This is a genomic window from Niabella hirudinis (assembly GCF_051201075.1).
Taxonomy (GTDB): Bacteria; Bacteroidota; Bacteroidia; order Chitinophagales; family Chitinophagaceae; genus Niabella; species Niabella hirudinis.
The window spans coordinates 1-14,756 of sequence record NZ_JBPEHJ010000005.1; the positions used below are offsets into that span (position 1 = coordinate 1).

Below are 14,756 nucleotides of genomic sequence, written 5' to 3' on the forward strand. Positions count from 1 at the left end.
AAAATCACGGGAAAACATCTCAATGCAACCTGTTTGCTCCAACATAGGGGCTTGTAAATTATTTTACAGCAGACAAAACCCGTATTTATTGAATTTTGACACCCTGATTTCCACATTTAATAATTTTACCGGACACCAGTAGTTTGATATTTGAAGTTTGAGTCAATATTAACCGGGTTCTTCGTATATTAGTAGGTCTTGTCAGACATCAGACATCAGACATCAGACATCAGACATCAGACATCAGACATCGGCTTTGGTATTTGGTATTCAGATTCGGGGATTATAGTACCTTCGCCAAACGATTGCATTATGCAATGCCTTTTATGTAACCACTGTAAAAAAAATCAACTGCAAATCTTATGTATAAAAAGCATATTAAGAAAACAGCCGCAACGGGCTTATGTTATTGTTTGTTTGCCGTGCTCCTGTTAACCGCCTGTAGCAAGCATCCGGGAGATGTAATGGAAATACATGATCCCGCATCGGGCAATACCCCCCAAATGCAGCTGAAAAACAAACCGGTTAGCCTGGCGCTGTCGGCCGGAATTGCCCCCTTGGGTACCTGGTGGTGGAGCGTAAACAAGCGTTACTGGGATCGTTATTTAGATTTTGCAGGACAAAACGGCGTTACCGAAATTTATTTTTATACAGTTGACTTTTCATCAGCAACCAGCGGGTTTATCGAAAAGGCGGCCGGCAAGGGCATCAAAGTTTTTCTTCTTGCAGGCGATTACCGCTGGATCCATGATCGTACGGGCTTTATTACCCTAATGAACCAATATACACAATACCAGAATTCAGTAAGCAGCGCCCAACGCTTCTCGGGTGTTCACCTGGATGTAGAACCGCACCAGGACCCCGACTTCGCCCAGCAGCGGGCAACGATCATGCAACAATATATCGATTTTGTAAGCTGGGTTTGTTCACAATACACCGGAGCCGGGAATCTTGATTTTGACATCCCCTTCTGGCTGGATGATATGGTACAATACCAGGGTCAGCAGCGCCGGCTGTACGAAGCGGTGATCAGTGCAGCTACCCGCGTCTTTATTATGTCGTACCGCGATACGGCTGCAAAGATGTATGATGTATCAAAAGAGGAGCTCGCTTTTGCAGGCACCCAAAACAAACAAATCTTTTTAGGCGCCGAAACAGCTTCTTCAAAAGAAGGCGATGCGGTTACTTATTTTGAAGAAGGCAAAGCCTATATGTACAGGGAATTTCAAAAGCTACCGGCGCTTTGCGGCAACAGCAACTTTGGTGTATCTGTACACCATATAAAATCATGGTACGATATGAAGAAATAAGACCAGCTTAGTGCGCAGACTTGCTTTTTTCAGCATAGTATTCCTTCAGGATCGTGCCAACAAGCGGCCGGTAAAAGCGCCAGAAGAAACTTTTGCGCTGTGTGTGATCCATCCGGTTCATAAATAAAAATTTAAACAGCTCTATCCCCTTAAAATAGGAGGTATTAAACGATATAGGGTTGTCACAAAAATCGCCCGAAAAATACCAGAACTGGTAATCCTTTCCCCTGTGCGACTGAACGGCGGGGAAGACAGTGGGAATACCGTTGCGCCGCAATGCCTCCTTTCCCGCATCCGTAAGATCCAGGGTAAAGCTTGCATGAACCTTGTTGACGCTGCTGTCCGGAATCACAATATCAAACCAGTAGGAATAGTTCACCTTCTCCGGAAGGCGATAATGCTCCCGGAATGTTTTTTCGGTAACCATATATGGCAGGGGCGACAAAAGGTCTTTACCAGCCTCCAATACCACAATGGTATTGCCTTCGCCCACAAAAACAACGCCCTCATTTTTGAACGGCCAGCTGTTATTGTGCCGGCTCATATATCCTTTTATCAGCCAATGCGGAATATTCTTATTTTTTACGGTGTCCAGCTGGCTGAAATACCGTCCGATCCAACCCGTCCATTTAAGCGCAAATAACTGTTCAAAACGATACCGCTCCGCAGCAGCAGAAGGTGACCCGATGGTGTTAAACTCCGCCAGAACCAGCTTTTTCTTCTGCTTCATTTTTTCCATAAAGTCTATATCCTGCACGCTGAGCCCTCCGTATACGGTACCGGAGCGCTCCGCCATATTCTTTTTCAGATACCACTCATTGGAGAAAATGCCGTAAGCATCGGTATAATAGGCCAGATCCGCATCGTTGCTCAGTTTGTCGAGCAGTGATGCGTCAAAACGTTCCAACCCCTTTACCCTGAATTTTTCATTTTCCTTTGGGAAAAAACCAAAGTAGTCATCGCTTACGCTATACAGATGGCGGGCATCTTTTGTAAACCGGTAATGATTTAAGATCCAGGTCAGCGAAATATGCTCCTGCCCTTCCGGCGTCAGCACTGTTTTGTCGATGATGGCTACCACCAGTTGTTTTTTGGGTGTCAGCAACCACAAAAACCACATCAGCAGCGGGATGAGGAGCAACACCCAGGGAAAAAAATAAGCATACCTGCGATTCCGTTTCATATCTGTCTTTTTAAAACCGCCGGATGTATCCGATACCGGCCTGAACCTGGTTTCCTTTGGTATCCGGCATATACTCCTGGTTGATGAGGGAGGCGCTCAATGTAACAATATTCAATTTGAAAGCGTGCCTGAAATCGAGGGCGGCTTTATATGTTTTGAGTGGGTAGGCAATATTCAGCTGCGGGTTCAGATAACGTTCATCCGGCGAAATGCCGGTTCCTAAATTTAACCCGATGTAGTCATCGGCCCCACCAAAATAATAGCGGCCCAGCAGGTTGTAGGATACGGAGTTCTTACTGGTTTTGGAAGGTACAAAGTAGGCCCGGGCGCCAAACAAAAAACTGCTGTAGTACTTACCCAGATAGGCTGTGTAAACATTGGTGGCCGATGTAAAATACAGGTGCCGTATACCCAGTTCCGCCTCAAAACTTTTGGGCAGGTTGGCGTACACCGAAAGCCCTGCACGCCACCGGGGGAAAACGCCTACATTGTTGGAGTAGCCTGCATTCATATACAGGTAAAAGGTCTTCGAAATCCGCGGATAGGCATCTGCTTCAAATTGGATACCATCATCGCGGAAGCGGTTTGCATAATTCACCCGTCCGACTACCGTACCGATTCCTGTGCGCCGTCCGTAATCCATACTTACAAGATGCCAGGGGTTATCAAACTGTTTATCAAAATAGACATAGTCGTAGGAAATGCCCACCCGGTTTAAGGAGCGCTCTTCTCTGATGCTGTTGCCCAATGCCAGGGCTGCCGCATTCTTGTTATTTTTTTTCAGAAGGCTGTCCACAATATTTCCTGCGGCCCCGTAGCGATGCAGGGCCGCAAGTACTTTTGCCTTCCGGAGCAGCAGTTCTTCCGAGGCCGGATGGTATTGCAACCCGGCATTTGCCCGTTCCAGGGCCGCGGCGTTGTTATCGCTCCAGTACTCCAGATCGGTATAGGCAATGGCCGCATCCTCGTAGCCCGGCTCATCATTGAGGACATCATCAAAGCATGCACGCGCACTGTCCGGCTGTTTTTCCCAGGTATACAGCCGCCCCAGGAAAACCCGCACTTCTGCATATTTTGGGCTCAGCTCCAGCGCCTTTGCGGCATAGCGCTTTGCCAGCGGATAATCTTTTTTATCAAAAGCCGCATGCCGGGCAGCCTGGAAGAGACCATCAGATGTGGTGGTATCTGCCTGCGCACCCACCCGTAAGCCGGTAAAAAGCAGGAGCCATAGCAAAGGATATTTTATGGGCATAGTGGATCATTTTTGTTTTTCTGTTGTATACGCCTGGTATATGGAATCTGGGATCAGACCAGCGCCGTCAATAATCTGCCGGTTCTTTCGTTTAAACCGGTCAAAGGCGCCGCTAAGCCGGTTTAGGAGCTCTTTTGAATCACGCGGTACCAGGTCAAGCCGCTGATTCATTTCAAACAAGCTATTCATATCGATCATGTAGTTACCCTCCACAAAATCGACCATGTCATTCTTATCCTGCATCAGCGGGTAGGAATGCATATTCCGGAACATTCGCGCCGTATCCAGCCCCGATCCGATCCAGCTAACCAGCGATGGTATCTGCAGGGAGTAGTTCTGTTTTAAAAAAGCCAGCAGGGATGGGGTTACATCAAAATGCGTCACTACCGGTAAAAACCGGGATGCCCTGTTCAGGAGCGGCGACCATACCAGGAGCGGCACGTGATAGCGATCGATCTTACTGTTCAAAGGCAGTTCCGGCATCTGGTGGTCGCCGGTGACCAGAAAGATGGTATTGCCAAAACCGGCTCTCCGGCTATATGCTGCAAAAAAATCGCGCAGGGCGTCATCGGCGTACAGGATACTGGCATATTGATCCCGGTAGTTGCGGGCGTTTTGTTTTTCGGATTCCGGAAAATGCAGGTCTGTCAACCGCTGTTCAAACTTTTCATAGTAAGCTTCCTGGTCGTTTACCAAAAACGGGCTATGAGTAGCAACGGTAAGTAATACGGAAGCCCTGGGCACTGGTGAGGCGGGCTCCTGCGAATTTAAATACCAACGGAACAATTCCTTATCCCCATACCCCCATGAAAACCCGGAGCTGGCCGCCGGTAATTTCCGGTAGCCTGCAGGAAAACTTTTTATGTCCCTGATAACGCCGATATGATTCTTCTGCATAAAAAGATCCATATTATCAAAACGGGCATCACCGCCATAATAAAATGACGTGTTGTATCCATTGTGTTTTAGCAAGGACAGTAAACTCAGGTGCGGCGGCATGGATGCACCCAGTTCCGCAAAACCACTTTTTGCAAAGGGCAACGATCCTAAAAGACTGGGAAGCACAGAAAACGTACGTCCTGAAGTGCTCAAACAATTCTCCCAGTAAAGCCCCGTTTGCGAAAGGGAATCCAGGAACGGGGTGAAATTACCCAGGCGGGCTCCGCTGTTGGCAAATGCGGTACCCAGTCCCTCCACGATGATAATCACCAGGTCCGGCAGGCTGTCGGTTTTTCTGAAAAATGGTGAAAGCAGGTCTGGTGTGTCTTCCGGGTGCAGAAAAGGATAGCGGGCTTCATCCACATATTTAAAGGCCGGGAATGAGTCCGGGGTTGCTGTGCCCGTATTATAATCTCCCGAATAAAAATCGCTGTAGATGTCTGTTGGCGGCTCCTGCGGATTGAAATACCCCATCGACCCCGAATAAAAATAATACGATTTATTGGCCGACAGGTTATTGGCGTATTCATTTCCCGGATGCAATTTTGAAGCAAGCAAAGCGGGATGAAAAGGCAGGAGCAGGGCAAAGAACAGCACCACCCCGTAAGCGGCGCCCGGTGGCAGCTTTATCTTTCGCGGTAGCCATACAAGGCCGCACAGGATCAGGCCCAGCATCGCTACCAGGGCTACCGGGGCTCCGATGCCTACCCCCGCAGCACTTACGGTTTGCCGGATATCCGAAAACTTATACTGCCACAGGTCGCCACCCAGCAAATTGAGCGACTGCTGAAAATAAAAGACCAATGCCAGCTGCACCAGGCACAAGGCGCTGCCCAGCACCACAAAAACAATGGAGGCCAGCTTCCGGCTGATCATATAGCATCCCAAATAAACCAGAAAGAGCAGGAAGCCGATACCGGTCAAAAAAGCAAGATCCTTGAGCAGCCCGGTCAACAACACCCGTGCGAAAAACCCGTTAAAGCCATGGCGGTAACTGTCGTACCCCATTTCAATAAAACGCAGCACCACAAATAAGCCGGCCAGCACCATAAACTGCGGCACAAAATCTTTACAGGAGTTTTTTAATTGCCTGTAGAAGAATGATTCTTTTTTAACGGGTTTGTAGGAGTGCTTCATTTTATGAACGCTTTTTATCAAATCCCTCCCTGACCATGTCGCCCCAGCTATGCCGGTTTCTAAAAACATCAATCAGTCCCCGGATACTGCTCCAGACAACAAAGGGGTGAAAATTAAACGGCTCGCTCATGCTCGTGAGCAATAGTTTGGCAATATCCGTTCTTCGCCGGTACTGGTTATAGGTTTTCACTTCCATATAGACCGCAAATACGGAATACAGGTAATTGAAACCGATAATCACGGCAAGCATCGCAAAAAACAGTTCCCAATCAACATATCCGGCAAATACCATAACCAGGAATGCGGTAAATCCCAGAAACTCAATAACGGGGGCCAGCAGTTCAAAAAAGAACCAATAGGGATAGCTCAACATACCCAGCAACCCGTATCGTGGGTTAAAAAACATAACCCGGTGAAACTTTAATGTTTCATAAGTACCGCGGATCCACCGGTTGCGCTGCCGGCCCAGCACTTTATAAGATGCGGGAGCTTCTGTCCAGCATAGTGGATCAGGGATATAGGTCACTTTATACGGTTCGTTCCGTTCTTCCATATAACGCCGCATGCGTACCACCAGCTCCATATCTTCGCCCACGGTGTTCTTATTGTACCCCCCGCACTGAATGACGATTTCCTTGTCGAATGCGCCGAATGCGCCGGAGATCAGCAGCAGCCCGTTAAGCCGGCTCCAGGCCATCCGCCCCAGCAAAAATGCACGAATATATTCCAGTGTCTGCATCCGGGGAAGATACTCCGCCGGTAATTTCACTTTTACAAGACTGCCATTCTCAACAATAGATGAGTTGGCAATACGGATAACTCCTCCCGATGCAATCACCCTTTCGCTGGTGGCTTCCATAAAGGGCTTTACCATTTTTAAAATGGCGTCCTGCTCCAGCACACAGTCCACATCAATACAAATGATATAATCGTTTCCCGCTATATTGATCCCTACATTGAGCGCATCGGCCTTGCCTCCGTTTTCCTTGTCCACCACCACTACTTTCCGCAGCACCGGGTTCCGGCTTTTATACACGCCTCTTATCGCTTTTGTAGGTATCTGGCTGGGAACAAAAAAATCGACCTTTTCAAGCTGGTAGGCATCGATCAGCTTTTGCAGGCTATCGTCCTTGCTGCCATCGTTTACAATAATCACCTCCAGGTTATAGTAATAGATCGACAACAGGGAGCGCACATTGTCCACAATGGTCAGGCCTTCATTATAGGCAGGTGCAATAATGCTTACGGAGGGTGCGTGTAAAGAGGATGCAATTATCCGGTAATCCGTTATCCTGTTCTGATGAATGTATTTGCGGGTTTCCCCAATGGAAAAAATGCCGATAAAAACATAAAAAGCAAAAAGCACCGTGGAATATAAAAATATCCCAAAAGCAAATGCCTCCAATATAAAGACCCACCAGTTCATCTTATTAGCTCAAATCTTAAATGATTATAAACATTGCGGTATGGCAACGGTTGTTGCAGCGCTTTCTCTTCGAGCAGCCTCCAGCCACCGGTACAGCAGGATGCGATTACCCGGGCCGCCCCTAATTTCAGAAAATCGTTTGCCGCTTCCAGCTCATTCACAAGGAATGATAGCTGTGCATCGCCGGCAATAGTAACCAGGCTGTTTAAAATAACGATCTTATTCCTTATAGTTTCGGAAGTATAACGGCCGCACAAGATAGCGGCGGTGGCATCTTCAGCAATCTCCTTCAGTGTTTTTGCGGCCTGGCCTCTTACCGCTTCTTCTTCGTGTGCCAGGCAGGTTACCACTTCATCGTGCACCTCAAAACACTGGTAGATCTCTGCAAGTTTTAATGCAAAAATGACGACAGTGTCGTTGTCCGATTGCAGCCAGCCGTCCAGTCCGGGAATGGGTTCCGGGTTAAGCGGACGCAGCTGTTCTATCAGGTTCAGCTGCTGCCAGTCGGAAAGGGAATGTGTTAACACATTGAGGAAACGCAGTCCTCCGAATCCGTAAAAATTGAACATGGCAGTTTGGGCCTCCCGCCGGATGTATTTGTTGCGGTTGTTGGTCAGCTTAAAGATCCGCGTATTCATATCTTCCTGCTTCATGACGGACAGTTCGTTGATGCCCTTCACTTTCTCATGCCATACCGGGCTGTTAAGTTTTCTGACAGAATCCTCCTTAAAACCCAGCTCCAGGTAAAGGGCGGCAACTTTATCACCAACCGTTCCGGCAACGCTCTTTCTTAATTCAATTAAACAGTTAAGTGCAAACTGGCGTTTATCCCGTTGTTTCAAATGCTTCCTAAACTTGGCCGGGATCCGGAGCGGACCGGGGGTTTCATCTTCCAACACCAGCTTGCTCACCCATAACTCAAACCCCATGCGAAATGACGCGGGTCGAAAATAGGCCTGTTTGCGCTGATAGAGATTCCAGTAAATTAAAATAAGCAATACAACAATAAGCGTCCCAAAGAGGGCGGCTACTGCATAAAACATCCCGGGGCCCAGTAGGTCAAATATGGATAACAACCAATACAAAACAATAAAAAAAGGTTATATGATCAGGAGTTAGCATCTACATTCATGGCGCCCATTACTTTTTTTATCCGCATCTCCAGCTCTTTCAGGCCAAAGGGTTTTACAACATAATCATCTGCCCCCAGCAAAAAAGCTTCTTCCACCGCGTTCTCCTGCCCCATTGCAGAGAATACAATAACCGCCATCTTTTTGCTTTTGGCTTTTGCAGCAGTCAATACTTCCAGGCCGGATACAAAGGGCAGCATAATATCTGTAATAACCAGGTCCGGGGCAAAGGACTCCAACTCCTGAAGTGCCTGCCTGCCGTCCGAACACGGGTATACTTCATACCCGACTTTTTTCAGCTTCAACTCAATAGCGCGCAACAAAGCTGTTGCATCTTCAACAAGTAAAATTTTCATAGTTTAGTTTTTTAAACTATATAAATTAAATAAATGTGCTATGTAAAAGAGGGCCAGTACCGAAATTGCATTTTAGAGGACCGTTACTGGTGATTTTACAATTGCAACAAAGATATATAAAACAGCTTTATTTATGGCAAAGCGTAGGCAAACGTATTTCAGGAGGCTTTCCCGGCGCAAACACGAGGCCCTATGGAGCCGCTTTAGACAGGTTGCCCCACAGAGCAACTCTGGCTGAGATCCGCTGCACCCTAATAGCCGCTATAAAACCCGGTTACTTTTCTTAACCTGACCCACACAGGAGCCATCGGGATCCCCACAAATCTGCTGGAAATAAGTTCGGTAATGCTGCATCGCGCGGACGCCGGGTCAGAGCTGTAATTGTTGTGTATACAACGTTTTTTTGCCTTCCAGGTACGAAGGGTCAGGATCTCTGACGATATCAACGATCTTTCCTTTCTCAAGGTGCAGGATAATATTGCATAACCGTAGTGTATCAAGGCGATGGGTAACCAAAAAGGTGTTGCGCCCTTCCACCAACCGTTCAATCGCCTCAATAACCAGCTGCTCGGTATGCATATCTAAGGAACTGGTAGGCTCATCGAGCAGCAAGATGGGTGCATTTTTGATAAAGGCCCGGGCAATGGAAATGCGTTGTCTTTCGCCGCCCGACAATTTTGCGCCTCTTTCGCCCACTTGTGTATCATAACCGGCAGGTAAATTCATAATGAACTCGTGCGCATTGGCATTTTTGGCAGCTTTAATAATTTCTTCGCGCGATGCTTCCGGCCGGCCATACGCAATATTTTGCGCAATAGTCGTGGATAACAGTAAGGGTTCCTGCAGCACGATAGCAAACTGGTTGCGGTAGTCGGAAAGTTTGATGGTGCCTATATCAGTCCCGTCGAGTTCTATCGTTCCGGAAGAGGGGCTATGAAATCGCAACAATAAACTCAGCAGCGAAGATTTCCCCGAGCCGGTTGAGCCGATAATGCCCAGGCGGTCGCCGGGCTGTAATTCCAGGTTGATGCCAGACAATACCGTCTTTGCCGGATCATAGGCAAACGATACATCTTTCAGTGAAAACCGGCCCCCGATAGCCGGGCAGGGAATATGTTGCATAGCAGCGTTAAATTCCTGGGGCTCATCAAACAGGGTATAAGCACGTTTAATACTTGTGAGTGAAGATTGGATATCGGATATGTTTCGTGTAATAACATCTATCGGCCCGTATATCTGCGCTACATAAGCGAGAATTATGGTCAGCTCACCCAGCGTCATGCGATTATTGTGAATATCATAAGCGCCTACATACATAAACAGCGCTGTTACTATTGCAAACAACATCCCTACCACAAAATAGAACCATGCGCTGGCACGTGCCACGCGCATCTGGCCATCCACCACTTCATTTGCCCGATCGGTAAACCGCTCCGCCTCTATGCTCTCTCTGCCAAACGACTTGATAATCCGTATGGCCCCCAACACCTCATTCATTACCGACATGGCACTGCTTTCACTCGTCTTTACAGCATTCCATTGCCGTTTCCACTTAGTGGCAGATTTGCGGATCAGTAATACAAGTGGGGGAATCACTCCCAACAGCATCAGCGAAAAGGTGGCATTAATCGAAAACATTACAGCCAACATGGCCAATAAGGTTACCGAAGATGTTATGAGCGGCATAATGTTGACAATCAACAAAGTCTTGATGTTGGCGGCATCGTACTGAATGCGGTATAAAGCGTCTGCAGTACCCATATTGTCATGGTGTGCGAGCGATAGCCGCTGTACATGATCAAAGAGGCTGCTGCGAAACCGGAGTACCAGCTTTTCACCAGCGACCGTATTGAGCAGCCAAATTACCAGTTTGTAACAGTTCTCCAGTAATGCGATTCCCATTACCAAAGCCACCGAAAGCAGTACCACTGTTCTGAAATCAGTACTTCCCCGAAAAAATTGGGTGACGAAACCGGGCAATGGCGCATGATTAAAACCACTGTCGATCAGGATCTTTAATCCAAGCGGTTTGAGCAGAACAAGAGATACGGCCAAAACGTTCAGCAGTACGATCACACTCAGGAGCGGCCAGTAAGGCCGCGCCTGAAGAAGCACCCGAATAAATAAAGCTCGTTTTTTTGTTGCCATTTACGGGGAATTATTGTTATTGAGATTCAACGGAAAGCAGTGCCGGCGAGGTTTTTCCGGGTTCCGGCTGAATGTTTGGCACAATGACCACCTCACCCACCGCCGGCGCCACCGGAATTGTATCAAACTGCAACTGATGAAAAGCAGCTGTTACTTTGCCCAGCGATTGCCGGTATCCATTCCAAATCAGGTTGATGAGCACGAGCAGCAGCACGGTCAGTAGTGCAGCACCTGTCCATTGCTGCCGCAACAAAGCGAAAGTTCCTGCCGCCAAAAGCAAAATACCGATCGCGACCGGCAAACGGAAAAAACGAGGCCGGAATTTCAATTTAAGATATTGCCTGCCCTGTCCGTGTTCCTCAACCAGTACCGTGCTACGCATAGCAACCATTAAATGATGGATAGACTCCAGGTCCCAGCGATCGAACGTATGCCCCCGCTTTACCTGTGCACCCGATGTCGTCAAATTGGTTTCCAATCCGGTAAGCCATTCATGGGGAGCTTTCCAGGTCTCAGACCAGACAGCCCATCCTCTCGTTGCCGTTTTTGTAGCAGTGGGAGCATCAGCGTTTCCCCCGCGTTTTCTCCAGGGCGTTAAACCATGCTGTACACGGCCGATCAGGCGTGCCGCCGGCTGCACTAAATGAAGCCCCATAATGGTCCATAGGTATTTATAGCGGCTCCCCAGCCTTTTGCTGGCCTTCCAGTTCTTTGCTGCACTGTAAACGATCTGTATGAATGAAGCCGCCACACAAATGGCCCATACGATCCACGCGCTAAACCACACCGGCCATGCAAAGCCCAAAAACCCCACAGCTGCGAGTACGGCACACAGCAATCCCCACTCGGGCATTAGCGGGATCAATCCCCACCACCCCCCGGATGAGCTGTATACCGATTGGAAGGGTGCGCTGCCCCAGCTGCCAAAAAAGATCTTTTTCTTTTTCCAGGATATCGGGAAAGTGGTACCCGCTCCGTATATGCTCCCCCCCCAATTATAATGACCCAATGCATTATACCGCTCCGGCCATTTTTGTTCCAGCAAGGCTTCTGCTTTTCCATAACCCTTTTGCTGTTTCCAGTAGGCTCGAAATGAGTTTCTGCGATGATGCCACACCATAGCACCCGGATGGTAGCCAATGGTACCACCGGCCTCCTGTAGTCGCCAGCAAACATCAACATCATCACCGGCGGCACGATAGCGCGGATCAAATCCTCCGATGTCCATCAGGGCCTGTCGGCGGATCACCATATTGCAACCCGGAATATGTTCGGCAATTTCATCCGTAATCAAAACCTGCAGGGGACCGCCCGGGGCGCAGCCTACACAGGCCGCGAGATCGCCATCTTCAGCGGGCACCAGGTTGGGGCCGCCAACGGCAACATAATCACCATGCGTAAAGGCATAAGATAAATAATTCAGCCAGTCCGGATCAGGGTAAGCATCATCATCGATGTATGCAATCACTTCGCCGGTTGCGGCCCTCATGCCGGTATTACGGGCATTACTGAGCCCCTTGTTGGGAGTACGGATCAGTTGAACAGGGTACCGGTTCACGATCTCGGCCAGATTATCACGGGAACCATCGTCTACCACAATCACCTCATAGTTGTCATAATTCAATTGCAGAATTCCCTCCAGGCACTGCGCGATTGTTTTTCCTCCGTTGTAAGAGCATACAACAACGGAAAAACTTATAGGTGCGGGGTTAATACTTTTCTGTATTGCTGAAAAGGTTTCTGCAACCACGGCCATCGCCGGCTTTGGCCTTCGCTGCCGGTCAACAATTCCAAAATCCCAATCCAGGATCTCCAACCCTCCCCGCCACCATTCATCGGTCCAGCTGAAAACAAAAAGTCCGGCGCATCCTTTTCCAAATACCATCTGTATCTGCCAGCCGATCGTTGCCGCCTGTTGCGCCTCCCCATTGCGCTGGCTGTCCAGTCCCATTTCCGCAAGCAATAGGGGTCGGTCGCCACACAAATTGTGCAGGCGCGCCAGGTAACCCGACAATTTCTCGGGCGTTTCCAGATAAACATTGATACTGTAAAAGTCCAGGAAATCAAGATCGAGATATTCCGTGGTCGGGTAGTTGACATAGGTCACTAATCCTTCCGGATCAGCAAGTTTTACCGTGTCAAATAACAGGCGTAAAAACTCCTCAACTTTTCTTTTCCCATACCATCGCACGATGGTGGCAGGGATCTCATTGCCGATCGTGTAACATAAGATGGCCGGGTGTTGCCTACAAGCTTTTACGGCTTTCCCTACGCGTTGTATAATTTCCCCACGGGTATATTTATCAAGAAAAGTAATATGTTGCTCCCACGGCAGACCGACCATTATTTTAAGGTCATATTGTGCAGCCAGATCCAGTAATCCGACCGGCGGAACCGTATACACCCGCACGCTGTTGACACCGCTGGCCTGCATCAACCGGAAATCCTGCTCAACCTGCCAAAGGGGGGGAAACTGATGTCCCTCGCTATCCGGCGCAAAGGTTCCGTAGGTAACCCCGTTTATGAAGTACTTTTTATTGCCGCAAAAAATAAATTTCCCCTTAACCTTGGGGCGCTCAACAGTTTTTGGTTCATCTGTTTTGGTTTCCATTTCTTAACCTTTAAAGTTTTGCATTACTAAAATCGGAAAAGAAGGCTTTTAAGTCCCGATACCATCCGTATCAGCAACTGTGCGTTTCCTGCAAAGGTTAATATTCACTAATGCCCGGGGGTTCTCAAAGAAGAATACATCCCGGCCTATCCCCCTGTTTCTCTGCTATACATGCAGGCCCATTAAAGATAACAGCGCAACGCTCCCGGAGGTAGAACTTCACTTATCATCTTCAAGGTTATGTGATCTGAAAAAGAGGCTTGGAGCTTTTGGACTAAAAAAATTAAGGGTACACTATTGATATCTCAAAAGCCTGTTCAAAAATATAAAAAAAAATTAATAGCATCCAAAGATGGAGGGCTTTTTTTTATAAAAGTAGCTGAAAGCAATTTACCGGTATCCGCCGTTAATAACTTTCCATTCCTTGCTCCCCTTTCACAATGGCAACCCCGGCACTGCAGCCGAGGCGGGTGGCGCCAGCTTTCACCAGCTCTTCTGCAAAAGCATAGTCGCGTATACCACCGCTGGCTTTTATCTGCACATGGGGGGGCAGGTGTTTCTTAAATAGCTGCACCGCATGTACACTGGCTCCTTTTTCCGCATACCCTGTTGAGGTTTTTAAATAGTCGATGCCTGCCGCACCATATAATTCACAGCATTTAATAATTTCTTCATCGGTTAATATACCGCTTTCAATAATGATCTTGATCACCCTGCCTTTTTCCCGGATCACGGGCATCAGGTGGTTGATTTCGTTAGCCAGGTACTGCCAGTCGTTATTTTTTAGCGCAATCAGGTTGATGACAATATCCAGTTCATCGGCTCCATCTACCAAAGCCAGCAATACTTCCGCCAGCTTTGCCTCAATTGCGGAATAGCCAAAGGGAAAACCGATGACGGTTGCCGTTTTCACCCCGGAATCCACAAGAAGGGCCCTGGCCAGCCTTACAAAAGGCGGCGGTACACAAACGGCGGCAAAACCGTATTCCTTTGCCTCGCTGCACAATTTTTCTATATCACTTACCAGGGTTGTGGGTTTCAGAATGGTATGATCTATATATTTAGCAATGTCCATGACTACTCTTTTTTTGACTGCAAACCTACAGATTTCCGGCTGCTCAGAATTTGAAAATGTGAGAATGTGGATCCCGATGGCTATCGGGAGTGAAAATTGAGATGCCGTTACAGCGCCATGAACCTCCTCCGGTCGATATTCTATAGATGACAGATATCTGGTATCTTGTGTCTGGCTTCAAGCATAAAA

10 protein-coding genes are annotated in these 14,756 nt (G+C 48.1%); 1 reads left to right on the forward strand and 9 read right to left on the reverse strand.

All coding sequences use genetic code 11. The annotated features are described in order from the left end of the window. The first annotated feature begins 362 nt into the window (after positions 1-362). On the forward strand, positions 363-1,310 hold the full coding sequence (locus GGU45_RS10880) for a hypothetical protein (protein ID WP_435224644.1): 948 nt from the start codon (positions 363-365) through the stop codon (positions 1,308-1,310). A 7-nt stretch (positions 1,311-1,317) separates the two neighbouring features. Here GGU45_RS10880 and GGU45_RS10885 read toward each other — a convergent pair whose 3' ends face one another. The 9 genes from GGU45_RS10885 to deoC form a co-directional block, all read right to left on the reverse strand. Continuing rightward, positions 1,318-2,493 carry a hypothetical protein gene (locus tag GGU45_RS10885; protein WP_435224646.1) on the reverse strand — a complete coding sequence of 392 codons (1,176 nt, stop codon included), beginning with the start codon at positions 2,491-2,493 and terminating at the stop codon, positions 1,318-1,320. 10 nt (positions 2,494-2,503) lie between these two features. Then, positions 2,504-3,745, reverse strand: a complete 1,242-nt coding sequence (locus GGU45_RS10890; protein WP_435224648.1) for a YaiO family outer membrane beta-barrel protein — start codon at positions 3,743-3,745, stop codon at positions 2,504-2,506. Between the two features lie 6 nt (positions 3,746-3,751). Beyond that, the gene (locus GGU45_RS10895) at positions 3,752-5,821 is read right to left on the reverse strand and encodes an LTA synthase family protein (RefSeq protein WP_435224649.1); all 2,070 of its coding nucleotides are present in this window, start codon (positions 5,819-5,821) and stop codon (positions 3,752-3,754) included. 1 nt (position 5,822) lies between these two features. Next, complete coding sequence (locus GGU45_RS10900; protein WP_435224651.1) at positions 5,823-7,247, reverse strand: glycosyltransferase family 2 protein; 1,425 nt, start codon at positions 7,245-7,247, stop codon at positions 5,823-5,825. Beyond that, complete coding sequence (locus GGU45_RS10905; RefSeq protein ID WP_435224653.1) at positions 7,244-8,332, reverse strand: hypothetical protein; 1,089 nt, start codon at positions 8,330-8,332, stop codon at positions 7,244-7,246. Before GGU45_RS10905 ends, GGU45_RS10900 begins: the two co-directional genes overlap by 4 nt. Before the next feature lie 23 nt (positions 8,333-8,355). Continuing rightward, positions 8,356-8,733 (reverse strand): response regulator transcription factor, encoded by a 378-nt coding sequence (locus GGU45_RS10910; protein WP_435224655.1) that lies wholly within the window; start codon positions 8,731-8,733, stop codon positions 8,356-8,358. A gap of 369 nt (positions 8,734-9,102) precedes the next feature. Continuing rightward, on the reverse strand, positions 9,103-10,881 hold the full coding sequence (locus GGU45_RS10915) for an ABC transporter ATP-binding protein (protein WP_435224657.1): 1,779 nt from the start codon (positions 10,879-10,881) through the stop codon (positions 9,103-9,105). 16 nt (positions 10,882-10,897) lie between these two features. Further along, on the reverse strand, positions 10,898-13,492 hold the full coding sequence (locus GGU45_RS10920; protein ID WP_435224659.1) for a glycosyltransferase: 2,595 nt from the start codon (positions 13,490-13,492) through the stop codon (positions 10,898-10,900). A gap of 406 nt (positions 13,493-13,898) precedes the next feature. Next, complete coding sequence (deoC, locus tag GGU45_RS10925) at positions 13,899-14,567, reverse strand: deoxyribose-phosphate aldolase (RefSeq protein WP_435224661.1); 669 nt, start codon at positions 14,565-14,567, stop codon at positions 13,899-13,901. Positions 14,568-14,756: the final 189 nt, after the last annotated feature.

Coding starts and splice junctions, on each gene's coding strand:
- GGU45_RS10890 (WP_435224648.1), bottom strand. CDS start 3,745: ATGCCCATAAAATATCCTTTGCTATGGCTCCTGCTTTTTACCGGCTTA.
- GGU45_RS10895 (WP_435224649.1), bottom strand. CDS start 5,821: ATGAAGCACTCCTACAAACCCGTTAAAAAAGAATCATTCTTCTACAGG.
- GGU45_RS10900 (WP_435224651.1), bottom strand. CDS start 7,247: ATGAACTGGTGGGTCTTTATATTGGAGGCATTTGCTTTTGGGATATTT.
- GGU45_RS10910 (WP_435224655.1), bottom strand. CDS start 8,733: ATGAAAATTTTACTTGTTGAAGATGCAACAGCTTTGTTGCGCGCTATT.
- GGU45_RS10920 (WP_435224659.1), bottom strand. CDS start 13,492: ATGGAAACCAAAACAGATGAACCAAAAACTGTTGAGCGCCCCAAGGTT.
- GGU45_RS10915 (WP_435224657.1), bottom strand. CDS start 10,881: ATGGCAACAAAAAAACGAGCTTTATTTATTCGGGTGCTTCTTCAGGCG.
- GGU45_RS10885 (WP_435224646.1), bottom strand. CDS start 2,493: ATGAAACGGAATCGCAGGTATGCTTATTTTTTTCCCTGGGTGTTGCTC.
- deoC (WP_435224661.1), bottom strand. CDS start 14,567: ATGGACATTGCTAAATATATAGATCATACCATTCTGAAACCCACAACC.
- GGU45_RS10880 (WP_435224644.1), top strand. CDS start 363: ATGTATAAAAAGCATATTAAGAAAACAGCCGCAACGGGCTTATGTTAT.